Raw genomic sequence first — 18,245 nt, 5'->3', positions numbered from 1 at the left:
GGCGCCCTTTGGGGCTAACGCTTGATCGCGGCGAAATAGGCCGTCTCGATCGCGGCGGCCATCACGTCGGCGCCGAATCGCGCCTCGAGGTCGGCGGTGTCGGGCATCAGGCTGCTATAGGCCTTAGGGTCGGCCAGCGCCGCGCTCATCTTGTCGGCGAGTTGGCGCGGGTCGGGCCGGATCAGGGCAGGGGAACCGGCGCCGAAGATTTCCGGGATGCCGCCGACGGCGGTGGCGATCATCGATTTGCCGGCGGCGAGCGTTTCCAGCACGACGTAGGGCATGGCTTCCGCGCGCGAGGGAACGACAACCAGTTCGGCCAGCGCGAAGGCGTTTCGCGCCGGCATCGGCGGCAGGAAGCGCATATGGCCTTCGAGCCCGAGCCGCTTCACTTGCGCATGGTAGCGCGGCAGGTCGTCGCCGTCGCCGACCATCACCGCTTTGACTGGGCGGCCGAGCCGCGTTCCGGCAAGGACCAGCGCATCGATGAAGATGTCCGGTCCCTTGAGGTCGCGCATCATGCCGATATAGAGGACGTCGGCCGCATTCTGCTCGGTCCGCACCGGCTCGAACTCGGCGGCGCTCAGGCCGTTGTAGACAAGGTCGTTCGGGATGGGCGGTTCGCCGACCTTCCTGCGATATGTCTGCCTTTCATAATCGGAGACAAACAGAAGATAGTCGGTGAAGCGCGCCATGAACCGTTCGAGCGCGAAGAACAGCTTCCCCGTGGCGGTGGTCTCGTCATAATGAAGAGAGCCGCCGTGAGGCGAATAAAGGCGGGCTACGCGAGACCTTGATACCCGCAACAATGAGCCGAACAGGCGGGCATAGACGCCACCCTTGGCGCCGTGCCCGTGGAGCACGTCCGGCCGCAATTCCTTGATAACCCCGAAGGTGCGCCAGGCCGAGGCCAGATCGCCCGGTCCGACATGCCGCTGCATCGGCGTACGATGGATGCCGAGCGCCATTGTGCCCTTCATCTGTTCGAACAAATGTTCCTCGAAGTCGCCGCCCGTCGTCGAATCGCAGACGATGCCGACGGCATGCCCGGCGGCGACCTGCGCCTCGGTCAAGTCGCGCACGTGACGAAAAATCCCTCCGACAGGTGAGCGAAAGCAGTGAACGATCCTGAGTATGTCCGCCACGTGGACTAGAACAGGCGTTCGCGAACATAGACCGTGTCGCCGGGCAGGAGCGGGTCGGAGGTGGCCACGCGACCGGTCATGACTTTGCCGTTGATGTCGCGGGTGATATCGACGCTTTCCTGGTTGGCGCGGGGACTGAAACCGCCGGCGATGGCAATCGCCTTTTGCACGGTCAGGCCGGGAACATAGGAGTACTGGCCCGCGGCACCGACTTCGCCCATGATGAAGATCGGCCGGTAGCGGTCGATCTCGACCGAAACGTCCGGATCGCGCAGATAACCCTGGCGTAATTTGTCGGCGATCTCGCCTTCGAGTTGCTGTGCGGTGTGGCCGCGCGCCGGTACGGCGCCGACGAGCGGGATCGACAGGTAACCGGATTGGTCGACACTGTAGACGTTGGTTAGCCCTTCCTGCTCGAACACGGTGAGGCGGACCCGGTCGCCGGCACCGAGGCGATAAGGCTGATCGAGCATTTTATGAAAGGCGGCCGGCGCCGGCCGGTAGCTGGAGCAGCCGGCAAGCAACGACACGGTGAGCAGCGCACGGAAGAGGGAAGCAGTGCTTTTCATGACCGGACACGTACCTTCGACTGGCCGCCGTTACACCGCGGCAAACTCTGGAGATCGAGGCCCGTTATCATCCCGTTAGGGTTAATGGCCGGTAAAGGCGCGCGGCCGAAGCGGCGGCAACCGACAGAAGACGGCCGGTTCCGATGCTTTTACCTGCCGCTTGCGAGTAAAAACCTAACAGATGCTTACCGCGATATTAACGGCTGAGTTACCATAGTTGTTTACGGTGCATCCTGACCAATGCATGTCGCCCAAAAGTGCGCAGCGGTTTTGGGGCAACGACATGCATGAAAACAAGAGCTTAAGCGCGTCGCATGAACCTGTTCAACGCGACGTGCTTTAGGTACCGGAGCAGGATGCATGTCCGTTCAATCCGCGGCCGCAGATGTCGACGTCGATCTCAGGCAGCTCTTCGCAAGCCTTGCGAGGAATTGGCTGCGCATTCTAGTCGTCGCGCTGGTCATAACCGGCCTGGCGTTCGCGCTCACCTGGCTCGCCACGCCGCATTACAGGGCCGAAACACGGCTTTTGATCGAAACGCGTGAATCGGTCTATACGCGCCCCGACGGCACCAATGACAACGACAAGCCGATTCTCGACGAGGAAGGCGTGACCAGCCAGGTCGAGGTCATTTCCTCGACCGACATCCTCAAGCAGGTGGCGCAGAAGCTCAATTTGTCGCGGCTTGCCGAATTCGACGAGACTGCGGACATGCCGGTACTGAGCCGTCTGCTCGTCATCGCCGGCCTGAAAAGCGACCCCAACGAGATTCCGCCGGAAGAACGCGTGCTGACGAAGATGCGCGAGAAGCTCAACGTCTATCGCGTTGAAAAATCTCGCGTTATCGTCATCGAATTCTCTTCGGAAAATCCCCGGCTCGCTGCTGAAATTCCGAACGCCATAGCCGACGCTTACATCTCCGTCCAGGGCAATGCCAATATCGAATCGAATTCCGCCGCGACCGACTGGCTGGCGCCCGAGATCGCCGACCTGTCGAAGCGGGTGAAGGATGCCGAGGCCAAGGTAGCAAGCTACCGCGCCCAGTCCGATCTTTTGATGGGCGGCAACAATTCGGTGCTCGCCACGCAACAGCTTTCCGAACTGTCCAGCGAACTGTCGCGGGTGCGGGCCAGTCGCGCCTCGGCGGAAGCGACTGCCGACAGCGTGCGCAGGGCGCTGCAGAATGGCGGCTCGCTGGATGCGGTACCGGAGGTGCTGTCTTCCGAACTCATCCAGCGGCTGCGCGAGCGGCAGGTCGAGCTCAAGACCAACATAGCCGACCTTTCCACCTCATTGCTCGATAATCATCCACGCATCCGGGCGCTGAAGTCGCAGCTTGCCGATCTCGACCGCCAGATCCGCAACGAGGCGGAAAAGATCATGAAAGGGCTGATGACGCAGGCGCAGACCGCCCAGGCCCGCGAAAACCAGCTTGTCGCCGACGTCAACACGCTGAAGGCGGCATCGGCGCGCGCCGGCGATCAGCAGGTCGAACTGGACGCGCTGCAGCGCGAAGCGACCGCCCAGCGGCAACTGCTCGAATCCTATCTCACCCGTTACCGCGAGGCGTCCTCGCGCAAGGACAGCAACTATCTGCCGGTCGACGCCCGCGTCTTTTCCCGCGCGGTGGCGCCGTCCGAGCCCTATTTCCCAAAAATCCTGCCGATCACCGGTGCGGCCTTCGTCGGCTCGTTGCTGGTCATGGCGATCGTTTCGCTTCTGCAAGAGCTGTTTTCGGGTCGCGCCATGCGGCCGGCCGCCGGCGCCCGCTTCGAGCGGATCGAACAGGTCGCGATGCCGGTTGCCCGCGAACCGTCCAACTGCGAACCGGCCGATATCGAGGACGTCGAGGATCGGGCGGCGGAAGCGCAGGCAGAGCCGGAAGCGGCTGCCGCGGCGCAAGCAACTGCCCCGGCAACTGGCGAGGACGTCGAGCCGGCGCGCCCCACCCTTGGCGAGGTCGAAATCGACAGGGCGGTGGAAAAACTGATCACAAGCGCTGCGGCACGCGCCATATTCGTGTCGCCGGAAGGCGACGAGGCGGCCGCCTCGGCGGTGCTGGTGGCGCGTGAGGTTTCCGACGCCGGCCTGCGTGTGCTCCTGCTCGATCTCACCGCTTCGGGCGCCGCCTCGCGGCCAATGCTGGACAGCGGACTTTTCCCGGGCATCACCAATCTGCTCGCCTCCGAAGCGCAGTTCAGCGACGTGATCCACCCCGATCTCTATTCGGACTGCCACGTCATTCCCGTCGGCACCGCCGATCCGGTCCGCGCCATGCGCGCCGCCGACCGCCTGCCGATCATCATGCAGTCGCTGACCACCGCCTACGATCTGGTCGTGGTCGAATGCGGACCCGCAGACGCGCAAGGCATCAGCCGCCTTGTCAGCGAGGACACCGAGGTCTTCCTGTCGCTGCTGGAGCCGGACGACGAGGTGGCTCAGGCCGCAGTCGAGCTGATCGAGAGCGGCTATCCCGACCTGACGCTGGTGACGCCGGTCGGCCACGAGACGCCAGGGACGCCGGTACCCGGACGGCGCTCCGCCGCCTGAGACGGTTCGATAACTCTCTTGAACATCCCGGAAATCTCGGCAGCGATCAGCTGTCGTCTTCGCCCGCGGCAGGTGCTGCCTGTCCGGCGGTCCTGCGGCGCAGCATCTTGGTCAGCTTCCAGATCGTCGGACTGTTCTTGACGAAGGCTTTCAGGCGCGCGCTTTGCCGCAGGACAAACACCAGCGCGCGGCCCTTCATCGTCAGCGGAATCAGGACCTCGAAATGCTGGGTCTCGATATCGCACCACAGCCGCTTGTAGGGTTCGTCGCCGACCGAGAAATCATAGACATCGAACCCCCTCTCGCAGGCTTCCTCGATGTTGTCGAAGAACAGGAAGTCGCCGGGGCTGGCATGGGCGACGTCGTCGTCGGCGATCGCTCCGAACTCGCAGATCAGGCGCTTTCCCGAGCGGCTCGATCCGGTGACGGCGCGAAGCTTGCCCGCGACTTCGAGCCCGTGCAGCACGAAGGACGGCTTGTCGTCGGAAAGCGCTTCGACGAACAACGCGCGGAAGAAAGCACGAACCTTCGGCTCGCCGAAGACGTTAGCGACGCCCATCTTGCGGAAGCGGAACTCCTTCATCTCGAAAAATGCATCGAGCAGTCTGTTCACCTCGTCCACTGTCTGCGCCTCGATGCGGCGGTGGCTGCCGACGGCTTCTAACTTGCGCGCCTGCGAGCGGTGCCTCTTGCGCCTGCGCTTGCCGCTCGCGCGGGAGAGCAGTGCATCAAAACCTCCCGCCAAGTCGACGGCCAGCGACAGGTTGGGGCTGGGAAAATGCGGGACGGATAGAAGCGGATTGGCAATGCCGTCGAGATCGGGCAGCAGCCGTTCCAGTGCGACGAGGTCGATGTCCGGCCGCGCCCTGGCGATCGCCGCCAGCATCGAGCGGACTGCCGCGCCATCCGCCTTGGTCAGCCAAGACAGGTCGGCGGCGGCGAAATTGCCGTTGGCATGGCGGCCGCCCATGAAACGGGCGACGCGGAACGGACCGCGGCTGGTGACTTCCAGCGCCAACGAAAAAGCCGGCCTGCCTTCAGCGTTCAGCGTCGCCAAAACGGTGTCCGCTTCGGCATATCTGGCCCAGTTCAGAATCCAGGCCGGGCTCTGCGCCGGCGCGAACAGCGCCGAACCGCAGAACTCGGCATAGGCCGCAAGTGCCGCACCGTCGGCGACCGAGACCGATAGGCCGGCATGATCCGCAGGCAACGCGCGCGGCGCCGCCTCCATGGCTTCGAGCCGATTGCCGTCAAATGACGCGGTGGCGTCAACCATACCTCAATCCTTTAGGGCGTATTCACCGCGATTGGGGGCTCGCATAGGCGCATTCCGTGCTTGGATGAGCCTAGGCGCAAAAGGTGAATGAATGATCGACGGGGGCGAGGCGGTCCGGAAGCTGGCGCTCAACATCGTCCGCTATACCGGTCTTGCCCCGCTGGCCAAGCCGTTTGTCGGCGGCATCGGCGCCATCCTGATGCTGCATCGGGTTACTGCCACGCCGGAAAAGCCTGATAGTGTCAACCGGCATCTCAATATCGCGCCTGAGTTCCTCGACGCCGTGATCGCCGACATGAAGGCGCACGGCTATACATTCGTCACGCTGGACGAGGCAATCGAGCGCATCAAGGCCGGCGGCAAGGGTGGCCAGTTCGCGGCGATCACCGCCGACGACGCTTACCGCGACAACATGACCGAGGCGCTGCCGGTGCTGGAAAAGCACGGCGCGCCGGTCACCATCTACGTTGCGCCGGGGCTGATAAACGGCGCCGCCGATCTATGGTGGGAGGTGGTCGAGGACATCGTCAGCGCGCGCGACCGCTTGATTCTGACGACACCCAACGGTCCGGTGACGATCGACTGCTCGACCCCGGGCAAGAAACTCCAGGCCTTTGCGCGCCTGCACGACTATCTGACGCTGGAGGTCCGCGAGGAGGACCAGCGCGCGGTGCTGCGCGAATTGGCGCGGTCGAACGGCATCGAGTTGGACGCGCGCCAGAGCATGTTGATGAACTGGGACGAGATCCGCGCCATGGCAGGGCATCCGCTGGTGACGATCGGCGCACACACCGTCAATCATCGCAATCTGAAGCGGCTTCCCGAAGCCGATGCGCGGCACGAGGTCGACGACGTCAGGCGCATATTGCAGGCCGAACTCGGCGAGGCGCCGCGCCATTTCGCCTATCCCTATGGCTATGCCAGCGCCGTTGGCGACCGCGAAGTCGGCTTTGCCCGCGACGCCGGCTATGCCTCGGCGGTGACGACGCGTCACGGCGTGCTGCGCGCCGAACATGCCGGCTTCCTGCAAGCGCTGCCGCGCATTTCGGTCAACGGCCGCTATCAGAGCGTTGCCCATATCCGCACGATGCTGTCGGGCGTGACGACGCCGCTGGCCAATGCCGGCAAGATGCTTGTCACCATCTAGTGGTGAAAGTCTGACACTCCGGTGGACGGCAAGAACCGACCCCTTGCGGACCATCCCTGATGGGAGGTCAAGGGAACGTCGTGACCCGAAGGCGACAACCAAATTGCTCGACCAGATGTCTGCTTGCGCCGACAGCGGACGCCCAGTCTTAGTTCGAATCTCGTACGGCGCGCCAAACTTTCGAACGTATAGATTTGAATGCCTGTTTGAAAATGCCGCCGAACAAAAGAGAGAACCTTTTGGGGAGCCGCCTTTGGGCCGCCGCACGGCAACCCAAGTTGACAGGATCGCGTTCGGTCAGCGATCCGGGCACCTCATGCATGACGCCGTCCTTGGTCGATGCATAGGACAGCCCGGTCTTCTCGATGACCGGCAAGGCGTCGAGCTCGGCCGTAAGCCCGATCGTGCGGCCACGCCCGCTGCGAAGGACGCCGACGACTCCGGGTCCACCGATGCCTATGAGCCTCCAGGCCGAGCGACTTGAGCTGATCGGCGACGAAGCGCGCCGTCTCCTTCTCCTGGAAGCCGAGTTCGGGATTGGGGTGGATGCGGTGACGCCAGGCGATGACTCTGGCGTAATGGGGGCGATGGGATCATTATGAAGCATGGTTCTCTCCTGCGTTGCCGCGTGGATAGGAGAGTTGGCCGGCACTCGTCTTGAACCAGATTGACCAGCTCGAGGATTGATGCGTGCAGGAGAGGAAGGAGTTCTCGCGCTACGCACGCTTCCGCGAACCTTGGCTTGCTCAAGGCACGCTTCAGGCAGCATAGCTTTGAGCTTCACACCCATCCGACCTACGTCATCGCGCTGATCACCGAGAGCTGCGAACGGGTTGGGGACTGTGCGGGACCACTGGAGTACCGACTATGAAGGCATTGACCATGGCCAGATTGCTAATCCGGTTATTTGGAGTTGTTGCCCTAATGACACTCAACTCAGTGGCCGCTCGGGCGGAGATCGCGATAGCGGTCGCCGGCCCGATGACTGGGCAAAACATCTTTAGGGGCGAGCAGATACAGCAGGGCGCCCAATTGGCCGTGGCGGATCTCAACGCCAAGGGTGGCGTACTCGGCCAGCGTGTCCAACTGTTGGTCGGTGATGACGCCTGCGATCCCGAGCAGGCTGTGGCAGTGGCGCGAAAGCTTGCGACTGACGGCGTTGTCTTCGTCGCGGGGCACGTTTGCTCTCATTCCTCAATCCCGGCGTCGAAAGTATACGAGGAAGAGGGCATTCTCATGATCTCGCCGGCCTCGACCAATCCGAAACTGACGGACGAGGGTGGTGCCAATGTTTTTCGAGTGTGCGGCCGCGATGATCAGCAAGGACTTGTGGCCGGCAATTACCTGGCGGATGTGTGGGCAGACAAGAGCATCGCCATCCTGCACGACAACTCAGTCTACGGTAAGGGCCTTGCTGACGAAACCCGGAAGCAATTGCACAAGCGCGGTGTCAAAGAGGCCATGTACGCAAGCTATATGCCGGGCAAAAGCGACTACGCGGAGCTGGTGTCCGGCATGCGAGCGGTGGCCATCGACGTCATGTATTTCGGCGGTTATGGCGCCGATGCGGGACTAATACTGCGTGAGGCCAACAATCAAGATTTCGAGGTTCAGCTTGTTGGAGGGGATAGTTTGACCACCGAAGAGTTCTGGATGGTTGCGGGTCCAGCGGGCGAAGGCACGCTGATGACATTTGGCGCTGATCCCCGAATGAATCCAGAAGCAGCTGAGGTCGTCGATCAGTTTCGTGCGCAGAATTTCGAACCCGGGGGATACACGCTTCACACATATGCGGCGGTACAAGCTTGGACGCAAGCTGCCGAAATAGCCGGTTCACTCGACCTCATGGCAGTAATCAAGGCTTTGCGAACCCATCGATTCCACACAGTTTTGGGGGAGATCAGCTTTGATCAAAATGGTGACGTAACGGCTCCCGGCTACGTCTGGTATCGCTGGACGAAGGGGGAGTACGTGCCAGCAAAGTAAGCCGTCAGAAGTCACGGAACCGCGAACACCGCCGGTCAAACCAAGGGAGGCGGCAACTATTGCAACAGCTTGGGGTTCGTGGTCGTTTATTCTTGGCCTTCTTGGGCATCAGCGCCTTTGCCGTATTCGCCGCGGCGGCCGCCATGTATGCATTTCTCCAGGTCGGTGAAGTCCTCGACCAAATCACTCAGAAACGCGTCCCGGCCGCCTTAGCGTCTCAGCAATTGTCTCGTCAGGCCGAGCGTGTCGTCTCGATGGCCCCGGCCTATCTTTCTGTCGCAACATCTATAGAACATGAGCAATTGTCGAGTAGGATCGCTGTAGAGGTCGAGCGACTCAAGGATCTACTGTCCGACGTCAAGCTCGGCGGCGTTAGTGCTAAATATCTCAATCTAATAGAGCCATCTGTAGAGCACCTAGTTATTAATCTAGATTCGTTAGGCACCGAGATTTCTCGGCAACTTGAGGCCCGCGACCGCAAAGCTGAGCTGCTTCGCCAGCTGTCCAATACGCATATTGCTACCCTGCGTTTACTCGCACCCGGCCTCCGGGTGATGGAGGCAGACCTGTCGCGCTTGCGTAAGTCGATTGACGATGGCGACATCACGTCTGACCAAAAATCGCGGACGATCGCTAAGGTGGCCCAATCAATTGCCACTTTACAGCCACTGCAGAAGGCGCAGTTCGAGGAATCAACTATCTACGACACATTGCTTCGTGCCTCGGTTTCTCAATTGGCGGATCTACCGATTCTGAGCTTTCCGCTGGAGCGTTCGGTAAGTTCGTTGGAGCGCGTCGCTGCCGACATGGATCAAATGCTGCGATCACGCATATCGGATCGAACTAAGGAATTTCGAAGCTTGATAGACGGTCCGAATAGTATCCTTCGTGCCCGCGAGCACGAGCTCGAAATAATGAACAACGCGAGACTGCGGCTGGATGGAAACGTCGACCTTTCTCGCCAATTGACTGACGTGGTGGATCGATTGGTCGCAGCGACAAATGAAGACATAAACATGGCGAACCGTAGCGCAATTTCCGTGCAGCAATGGAGCACTGGGGTTTTGCTCGCAGTGGTCGGGTTGAGCCTAATAAGTTCAATTCTCATCGTCTGGCTCTACGTCGGACGCCATCTGATTGCCCGACTGACCGCGCTCAGCGACAGCATGCTGGCGATCGCCGATGGTAATCTGGAAGCGACTATTCCGGGCGGCGGCGATGACGAGATCAGCGGCATGGCTAAGGCACTCGTTGTGTTCAGGGACACTGCGGTCGAGGTCAGAGAGAGCAACTTAAGGGAAATCAATGAGGCACGCCGACGCTTGATTGACGCCATCGAGAGCATTTTCGAAGGTTTTTCGCTCTACGACGCCGAAGACCGGCTGGTGGTCTGCAACAGCAGGTACAGGAAGCTTTTATATCCGTGGATAGAGGATGTCGTGAGGCCGGGAACATCCTTCGAATCGATCATTCGCGCAGCTGCTGAGCGCGGGCTTATCCGTGATGCTGAGGGGCGCATCGAAGCCTGGGTTGCCGAACGTCTAGCGCTTCATCGCAACCCTGGTCAGCCTCACCTTCAGCGAAGAAGCGAAGATCAATGGATTCTGATCAGCGAGCGAAAGACTGAAGATGGCGGCACCGTCGCGGTATACGCGGACATCACTGAGCTCAAGCACCGAGAGCAGGAACTTTCCGAAAAGTCTGAAGCGTTGGAGCAAAAATCTAAGACCTTAGAGCAGCTGTCCAGCCAGCTAGCGAAATATCTTTCCCCTCAGCTCTATGATTCGATTTTCAGCGGCAAGCAAGAGGTCAAGGTTGCCAGCAGCCGCAAGAAGTTGACGGTCTTCTTTTCGGACATCGCCGGCTTTACGGAAACCGCGGACCGAATGGAATCCGAAGAGCTCACTCAGCTGATCAACCACTATCTCACGGAGATGTCCCGAATCGGTGTGAATTATGGCGCGACCATCGACAAATACATTGGCGATGCCATGCTGATTTTCTTCGGTGATCCCGAATCCAAAGGTGTCAAAGAAGATGCTCTCGCGTGTGTGAACATGGCTATCGCCATGCAGAAGAAATTGCATGATCTGACCGACCTGTGGCGAGACTCGGGCATTGAGAAGCCGTTGCGGGTCAGGATGGGCATTCATACCGGCTATTGTACCGTGGGAAACTTCGGTAGCGCGGACCGGATGGACTACACCATTATCGGGGGGGCCGTGAACACCGCGTCTCGCCTGCAATCACTGGCCACGCCAGGGGAAATCCTTATCTCGTACGAGACTTTCGCGCACGTTAAGGATCAGATCCGCAGTGAGGAACATGGCGAGATAGAGGTGAAGGGCATCTCGTATCCAGTCGCCACCTATCGGGTTGTCGACACTTTCGAGAACCTCGGGAGAGAACGGCGACATTTCCGGGAAGAGCATTCCAACGTGAGGATCGATATTGATCTTGAAGCGATGACGAAAGACGACCGAGAACCCGCAGCAGATATTCTGCGGCGGGCATTGAGACTGCTTACTGAAAGTGACAAACTCGAGTAACCGCAACGTGTGGTCCAAAAGAGACCGTAGGCTGTCCCCAATCCGTCTATCGCGCAAGCCTGCCGTTGCGACCGATCACGCCCTTCGTGCCCTGCACCTTTGTGCGCGGGGTCTGGGGCACGCGGCTGCGCGAGGCTTCCGGCCATGCAGTTCAACTGCGTGGTGAGTACCAACGAACGCGCGGTCAAGCTTTGGCGTCATCTTGGATTCGACGTTGTCGGAACGATTCCGCAAGGTTTCGAGCATCCGGTTCTGGGGCTTGTAGACACGCTGGTAATGCGCCGAGCGCTCTGACTGCCTTGCCCAGGCGCGCATAGCCCGCATGTCCGGATGTGGCGGCGCGTCCGTGTACTTGCCTGAGTGGAAGGAAATCGGCCCAGCGAATCCTTCCTTTCGCCGCGGCCATGGCCGGGCGATACCGCAGAGGATCGACGACGAGCAAGAAGGCCGCAGATGGCTGGCGGCGGACTGGCATGGACTCTATTCACCCTCAAGGTATCGAGCGTTGCTTTAGCCTCTTTGAGGTCCGGTGTCGCAAAGCCTTCGGTGAACCCAGCATAAACCGGCGCGAGCAGATCGCAGGCGTCGGCATGCTTGCCCTCGTCGCGCCAGAGTCGGGCGAGACTGGTGGCAGCGCGTAGCTCCCAGGACTTCGCGGATTGACTTCGGGCGATCTGGATCGCGCGCTGCAACGCGGCGCTTGCTTCGGCTGGTCTTGCGCCGTTCGGCAGAGCTGTCAGAAATTGCCCCTGCAATCGATGCAGTTCGGCGGCCGGCCAGCACTGCCCTGTACGCTCGACCGCTGTCAGAGCCTCTCCCACTAAGTCGAGTGCCCGTCGCACGTCACCGGAGAGTGCGCAGGCGTCGGCAAGCAGGCTCAAAAAGAGAGGGCGCATCCATTCCGCGCCACTGCTCGTCCACTCCGCGAGACCGCGCTCGATCGCCGCAATGCCGGCTTCCCCGCGCCCTTGGCGAGCAATGGCCCAACCTTTGACCACCGTCGCGCCAGCTCTCCACAGATCAAATTTTTGCTCGCGAGCCAATTCCAGCAACGATGCCGAGTGCTCCGCGGCCAATCCGGCGTTGTTGCCATAAGCACCCGCCATCGCGCTGTACATTAGGGCAAACCGTAGCGTGTTCTTGTGGCCAACACGGCGCGCCAACGCCAATGCTTCGGCTTGCCGGCGAGATGCCTGATCGGGGTAGCCCAGCAGCCACAGGACCCAAACCAGATGCGACAGCACGGCAACCCCAAGATCTTGTCCGAACGTAAAGGCCGTGGAACCGTGCCGCTCCGGGTCGTACAGCGCAATGGCTTGCTCGAGGTGCTCCCGGGCGGCGGGCAACTCGCCCATCATTTCGTTAGTCGCCCCGCAAATCCGGTGCGCTACGCACAGTCGCTCCGGGTCGGGGTGCTGCTCGGCCAAGGCGAGAATATGTCCGGCGAGGTTCTGCTGCTCTCGAACCGCCATCCGGACGTATTGGACAGCCCAGAACCCATACAACACGGGGAATTGTTGTGGCACGTCGCCTACGGCCTCGACCAGATCCCGGGCGCGGGCGAAAGCGGCGGCGGTTTCGGACGCGGCGTAGCCGTGGCGAGCGATGCACGCCTGCCCGAGCATCGTCTGGAGATGCAGCTCGCGCTTTGCTTGAGCGCGGCCCTTCCTGCAAGCGCTGCCGCGCATTTCGGTCAACGGTCGCTATCAGCGCGTTGACCATATCCGCGCGATGCTGTCGGGGGTGACGACGCCGCTGGCCAATGCCGGCAAGATGCTTGTCACCATCTAGTGGTGAAAGTCTGACACTTGGTACCGGTGGACGGCAAGAACCGACCCCTTGCGGACCATCCCTGATGGGAGGTCAAGGGAACGTCGTGACCCCTAGCTGCCGTTCCGTGGAACCACCTTTGGAAGTCCGGGTCAGGTCAAACCCCGGTCGTTTGCGAATGGCAATTTTGAAGCCGTGTGCGAAAACGCGATCTTCGGTCGGTAGGCGGGACTTATGCCGGTGTCCCGTTGTCGCAAGTGCGCCACGGGATGGAGGTCCAATGGACGATCATTAAAACTAGAATTATGCTGGTAGTGGCAGAACCGACTGGGATTGGATTTCGCCGCTACAAAGGCGGAAACTGTGCGTTGAGGTCAAAAGGAATAATTGCCAACGCCGTCCTTCGGGTAAGCTTGGTGCCTCCCTCCTCATCGGCCGCCATTTCCTTTAGGATGCTTCAGGATTGCGGGAGCTGGCTATGGCCGCGGATCGCGTTCAGCGCAGAATGGCTGCCATCCTTGCAGCCGATGTGGTCGGCTACAGCCGGCTGATAGGCAGGGATGAGGAAGGTACTCTTGCGACCCTGAGAGCCTATCGCCAGATCATTGACCGGCTGATTGTGCACCATGAGGGACGGGTGTTCGGCAGCGCCGGAGACAGTGTCATCGCGGAGTTCGCAAGCCCTGTCGAGGCGCTGCGGTGTGCCACCGAAATCCAGTTGGAGATCGATAGACAGAACGCCGACCTCCCCGAGCCAGGCCGCCTGCGATTTCGCATCGGCATCAACCTCGGCGATGTCGTCGTAGAGGGTGACAACCTCATGGGCGACGGCGTCAACGTCGCCGCGCGTTTGGAACCGTTATCACGGCCGGGCGGAATATGTGTCTCCGAGGCGATCTATGCGCAGGCTCGCGATCGGCTTTCGCTCGATTTCATCGATCTTGGCGAGCACAAGGTGAAGAATATCGCCCGGCCTGTGCACGTCTATCGTGTACCCCTCGCTTCGGAGGAACAGGTCAGGTCGCCTTTTCGCGGTCTCGACGTCTTCGAATTTGAAAACGCCGACCTCTTTTTCGGCAGAGCGCGGGCGATCACTGCTTGCACCGAAAGGCTGGAGCAGCTGGCAGCCAACGGCAAAGCATTTTTGCTCATCTACGGGATGAGCGGCTCCGGCAAGTCTTCTCTTCTGCGCGCGGGGCTGATGCCTTCAATCACCCGACCCGGCGCAGTGGTAGGCATCAGTTTGTGGCGCCGTTGCCTGATCCGCCCGTCCGAAGGGCCTGATGCTGTCGCCTCGTTGACCGCGGGACTGCTTCGCGAAGGTGCTTTGCCCGAGTTGGCTCTCGAACTGACAGCGGCAGAGTTGACTCAACTCTGTCGAAGCGCTCCCGATCGCGCGCTGACTCTGATCCGCCAGGCACTCGGCAAAGCGGCCACCGCCGCTGGCTCGGTCCCTTCGCAAATACGATTGCTGATCGCCATCGATCAGACAGAGGAGCTGTTCACGACGGAGAAGGAACCGGCGTCGCGCGAAGGGCTTGTGCGGCTCTTGGCGGCGTTCGCCGGCAGCGGACTGGTCTGGGTGATTGCGACGATCCGGTCGGATTTCTTTCACCGCTGCGGCGAAGTCCGAGGCTTCTCGACACTGAAGGACGGCCTCGGCAGCTATGAGCTCTTGCCGCCGACGAGCCCTGAGATCGCCCAGATCATTCGCGAGCCGGCTCGTGCTGCCGCACTCCGCTTCGAGGAGCGCGCCGATCTGGGGCGGCTCGATGATGTGCTGCAGGACGCGGCAGCCGCCGATCCCGGATCGTTGCCGCTTCTCGAATTCGTTCTCGATGCGCTGTACGAGGTAGGCCGGGAGCGCCGGATCCTCACCTTTGCTGCGTATCGTGCGCTTGGCGGCCTCGAAGGGGCGATCGCGCGCCGCGCCGATGAAGTCGTCGACGCGCTCCCGCCCGACATCCAGGAGGCATTGCCGGCGGTGCTGCGCGCTCTCACCACGGTGCGTCCGGGCGATGAAACTGTTACGGCAAGTCCAGTCCTGCTCAGCGAAGTGGCTGGAAAGCCGGCACGATTGGCTCTCGTCGACGCGCTGATCGCCGCCCGGCTCCTCGTCAGTGATGAAGATGCCGCGGGCCATGTCTTCGTCCGCGTGGCCCATGAAGCGCTGCTCAGCCGCTGGCCGCGCGCCAGCGACATTGTCAACGCGAATAGGAGCTTCCTCGAGACGCGGGCTCGGCTCAAGGCTGACGCCCATCGATGGCACTCGGACAACAGGAACCGCGATCTTTTGCTGCCGTCCGGCAAGCGTCTCGCCGAGGGCGAGGAATTGCTGCTGTCGAGACGCCAGGAAGTCGACGATCAAGTCGTTGAATACATCGAGGCGTCCTCACGTGCCCAGAAGGAGAGAGAGGAGAAGGACCGGCAAGCAGAGCGGGCACTGATCGAGGCTGCTGAAGTAGCAAGACGCGAACGCTTGGAGCGCGAGGCCGACCGGCTCGCGGGAGAAGCTGAGCGTCGGGATCTGGCAGCAACTGCTGCGATACAGCTGGCACGACGTACGCGCTATGCGGCCAGTGTCGCGACGGTGTTGGCTCTCTTGGCTGGAGCAGGCGCATTCATTGGGTTCAGAGGACAGCAGGAAGCAATGCGGCAGGCGGTGCTGGCGCAAATGAGCGCGGACAAGGCCAGGTCGGCCGAGAGGAAGGCCCTTGAGGCGCGCGACCAGGCGCTGCGCAACCAGTCTCTTTCGCTTGCGTTTCTTTCGCAGCAAACCGCAACGAGCGGTAATACTGAGGCCGCGGTTTTGCTGGCGCTCGAAGCGCTGCCGACGGGCACATCTGAACACAGACGCCCGTACATCGTTGATGCGGAGGCCGCGCTTTACAAGGCTTTGTTAGCGCATCGTCAAACGAGGATCTTCCACCAAGACGCCAGTGTGACACATGCAGCTTTCAATCGGACCGGCGACCGCATTGTCACCTCATCGCATGACGCAACGGCACGCATTTGGGACGCCCTGAATGGTACCGAGACTGCGGTTCTGAAGGGCCACCAAGGCGCCGTTGAGAGAGCCGAGTTCAGCCCGGACGGAAGCCGCGTCGTTACAGTTGCTAGAGATGGCACCGCGCGCATCTGGAACGCCACCTCAGGGGAGCAGCTCTTTTTACTTCAGCCGGTCGGCAATTTTCCTACGGCGATTTTCAGCCCAAACGGCACCCGGGTGCTGACAGCGGGGGAGAACAGCGATGCATCACTCTGGGACGCTCAAACCGGAAGGAAAATCCTAAGTGTAGAGAGACGTGGAAGCTCCCTGGCTAGCTTTAGTCCCGATGGCCAGAGCTTCGCAATCGCACAAGGCGATCGACGCTCCGTTCTTATCTGGAATGCGGAAGATGGCAAACTGAACCGGACTCTGCGGGTTAACGCTTGGCCGTACAGCGTCGCATTCAGCCCGGACGGAAGCCGGATCCTGATAAGCTCGTGGGGCCCAATTTCATACCCTTTCCGTTCGCATCTTTGGGACGTGTCGAAAGGCATGGAAATTGCGACATTGGCCGGCCACAAGAGCGACACACAATTACAAGGCGTAATGTTCAGTCACGACGGCCGTCGAATTGCGACGGTATCACTCGATGGTAGCGCACGACTCTGGGACGGAATCTCGGGTAATTTGCTTGGCGTGCTCGGCCAGGAGTCCTCGGGGCTCAAACTAAGTTACATGGGCCCGGATGAGCGCGATCAGGAGATGAACAGCGTCTTCAGCCAAGACGATCGGTTCTTGGCTGCCGCTTCCCTCAACGGCACGGTTCGTATTTGGGATGTCGAGCGCACGTCGCTGCTCACCACCATCATCGGCCATGACGCCTTGGTCGAGCATGTGGAATTCAGCCCAGTTAACAACAGCATTCTTCTCACTGCATCTCACGATCGCACCGCTCGGCTCTGGGATATCGACGGGGTTCTGACAACTGCGCTGTCCCATGAATATCCGCCGACCTTTGCGGTCTTTAGTCCCGATAATGTGCACCTTTTGACTGGAGGTGGGGATAGCGCAGCGCACCTGTGGGAGGTTGTAAGCGGACGTCAGATAGCCGAGCTTGACACACACGAAACTGTCCAAAGTGCGACGTTCAGCCCTGATGGAAGTCGCGTTGCAACCGCATCTCTTGGGGGCCGAGTTCTTGTTTGGGACGTTGCAAGCAGACGCGAGGTCGCGCAGCTCAAATCTCGTGACGGGCTACTTCAAGTTCAATTTAGTCCCAAGGGAGACCTGTTAGCGACGGGTTCGGCTCACGGTACCGCACAGTTGTGGGACGCGGCAAGCGGCGCCGAACTGGCCACCATCAAGACAAGCGGGAAGTTGCCACAGGCGATTTTCCGCCGGGACGGGGATCTCGTCCTTACCGCGACGGACGACAACGCTGCCCACCTTTTGAAGACGGACGGAACTGAATTCAAGGTTCTCATCGGGCATCAGAACCGAATCACCGCGGCCGCTTTCAGTCCAGACGGCCAACTGGTTGTCACGGGTTCACTCGACCGCACCGCGCGGATCTGGTCGATCAAGGACGGAAACAGTGTCGCGACGATGAAGGGCCACAGCGACGAGCTGACAGCAGTCGCGTTCAGCCAGGACGGTCAGTCTCTCCTAACTGCCTCACGCGATGGGACCGTTCGAATCTGGAGCGTTCCGGTAGGAACAGAAAAGGTCGTTCTCAGGGGTCACAGCGGCGCAGTGGACAGCGCGCAAATCAGTCCTAACGGTTTGTATGTCGTGACGACGTCGTCTCAGGATCGCACGGTCAGGCTCTGGGCGGCGCAGTCGGGGCGCGAGATCGCAGTGCTTGCCAGCCGGGAGGACGAGGCCAACCGACCGGCGCTGATGCGCGCGGCTTTCAATTCCGATGGAACGAGGATCGCAATCGTGTCCGGTGATGATAGCGTCCGAATAATTCGCGCGTTCCAAACACCTCTGGACCTCATTGACTACGCACGTGGGATTGTTCCACGCGAACTGACCGCCTGCGAACGACGACGTTTCTTCCTTCCTGTCGAAGGTGAAGTTGGCGACTGTCCAAGCTGATATCGCTCCAATGCGCTGTCACCTCACCACGCGATGGTCGGCGTCAGCCGTTCCGAGCTAAGAGCGAATGGCAGTTCTGGCATTCAAAAATTCTGCCTTGCTGAACCGCAATTTTGAAACCGGGTGCAAAAAAGTGATCTTCGGATAGTGTCCTGAAGGTTCTG

Annotated in this window: 8 protein-coding genes and 1 pseudogene; 6 read left to right on the top strand and 3 right to left on the bottom strand. The window is 60.8% G+C overall.

Annotated elements, in window-relative coordinates; all coding sequences use genetic code 11:
- Positions 1 to 14: 14 nt before the first annotated feature.
- Both BQ8482_RS10220 and BQ8482_RS10215 read right to left on the bottom strand, forming a co-directional pair.
- On the bottom strand, positions 15 to 1,145 hold the full coding sequence (locus BQ8482_RS10220; RefSeq protein ID WP_123147520.1) for a glycosyltransferase family 4 protein: 1,131 nt from the start codon (positions 1,143 to 1,145) through the stop codon (positions 15 to 17).
- Positions 1,146 to 1,150: 5 nt separating this feature from the next.
- On the bottom strand, positions 1,151 to 1,714 hold the full coding sequence (locus BQ8482_RS10215) for a polysaccharide biosynthesis/export family protein (RefSeq protein ID WP_123147519.1): 564 nt from the start codon (positions 1,712 to 1,714) through the stop codon (positions 1,151 to 1,153).
- A gap of 360 nt (positions 1,715 to 2,074) precedes the next feature.
- Here BQ8482_RS10215 and BQ8482_RS10210 point away from each other — a divergent pair, with 360 nt between their 5' ends.
- On the top strand, positions 2,075 to 4,264 hold the full coding sequence (locus BQ8482_RS10210; RefSeq protein WP_123147518.1) for a GumC family protein: 2,190 nt from the start codon (positions 2,075 to 2,077) through the stop codon (positions 4,262 to 4,264).
- 46 nt (positions 4,265 to 4,310) lie between these two features.
- Here BQ8482_RS10210 and BQ8482_RS10205 read toward each other — a convergent pair whose 3' ends face one another.
- Positions 4,311 to 5,540, bottom strand: a complete 1,230-nt coding sequence (locus tag BQ8482_RS10205) for a GNAT family N-acetyltransferase (RefSeq protein ID WP_123147517.1) — start codon at positions 5,538 to 5,540, stop codon at positions 4,311 to 4,313.
- Between the two features lie 91 nt (positions 5,541 to 5,631).
- Here BQ8482_RS10205 and BQ8482_RS10200 point away from each other — a divergent pair, with 91 nt between their 5' ends.
- The 5 genes and pseudogenes from BQ8482_RS10200 to BQ8482_RS10165 all read left to right on the top strand — a co-directional run bounded on the left by BQ8482_RS10200 (position 5,632) and on the right by BQ8482_RS10165 (position 18,081).
- A complete protein-coding gene (locus BQ8482_RS10200; RefSeq protein WP_123147516.1) occupies positions 5,632 to 6,687 on the top strand; it encodes a polysaccharide deacetylase family protein in 1,056 nt (351 codons plus the stop codon).
- Between the two features lie 867 nt (positions 6,688 to 7,554).
- Complete coding sequence (locus tag BQ8482_RS10185; RefSeq protein WP_374120276.1) at positions 7,555 to 8,673, top strand: branched-chain amino acid ABC transporter substrate-binding protein; 1,119 nt, start codon at positions 7,555 to 7,557, stop codon at positions 8,671 to 8,673.
- A gap of 59 nt (positions 8,674 to 8,732) precedes the next feature.
- On the top strand, positions 8,733 to 11,222 hold the full coding sequence (locus BQ8482_RS10180) for an adenylate/guanylate cyclase domain-containing protein (protein WP_244602720.1): 2,490 nt from the start codon (positions 8,733 to 8,735) through the stop codon (positions 11,220 to 11,222).
- A 112-nt stretch (positions 11,223 to 11,334) separates the two neighbouring features.
- Positions 11,335 to 11,516, top strand: a pseudogene (locus BQ8482_RS40305) (GNAT family N-acetyltransferase); the annotation flags it as partial.
- A 1,954-nt stretch (positions 11,517 to 13,470) separates the two neighbouring features.
- Entirely contained in the window at positions 13,471 to 18,081 is a 4,611-nt protein-coding gene (locus tag BQ8482_RS10165; protein ID WP_123147513.1) for an nSTAND1 domain-containing NTPase, read from the top strand.
- The last annotated feature ends 164 nt before the right edge of the window (positions 18,082 to 18,245 follow it).

Origin of the sequence: Mesorhizobium delmotii (genome assembly GCF_900149755.1) — a bacterium.
In the GTDB taxonomy this organism is placed as follows: domain Bacteria; phylum Pseudomonadota; class Alphaproteobacteria; order Rhizobiales; family Rhizobiaceae; genus Mesorhizobium; species Mesorhizobium delmotii.
This window is presented reverse-complemented; position numbering and strand designations above follow the sequence as displayed.

Coding starts and splice junctions, on each gene's coding strand:
- BQ8482_RS10215 (WP_123147519.1), bottom strand. CDS start 1,714: ATGAAAAGCACTGCTTCCCTCTTCCGTGCGCTGCTCACCGTGTCGTTG.
- BQ8482_RS10185 (WP_374120276.1), top strand. CDS start 7,555: ATGAAGGCATTGACCATGGCCAGATTGCTAATCCGGTTATTTGGAGTT.
- BQ8482_RS10205 (WP_123147517.1), bottom strand. CDS start 5,540: ATGGTTGACGCCACCGCGTCATTTGACGGCAATCGGCTCGAAGCCATG.
- BQ8482_RS10210 (WP_123147518.1), top strand. CDS start 2,075: ATGTCCGTTCAATCCGCGGCCGCAGATGTCGACGTCGATCTCAGGCAG.
- BQ8482_RS10200 (WP_123147516.1), top strand. CDS start 5,632: ATGATCGACGGGGGCGAGGCGGTCCGGAAGCTGGCGCTCAACATCGTC.
- BQ8482_RS10165 (WP_123147513.1), top strand. CDS start 13,471: ATGGCCGCGGATCGCGTTCAGCGCAGAATGGCTGCCATCCTTGCAGCC.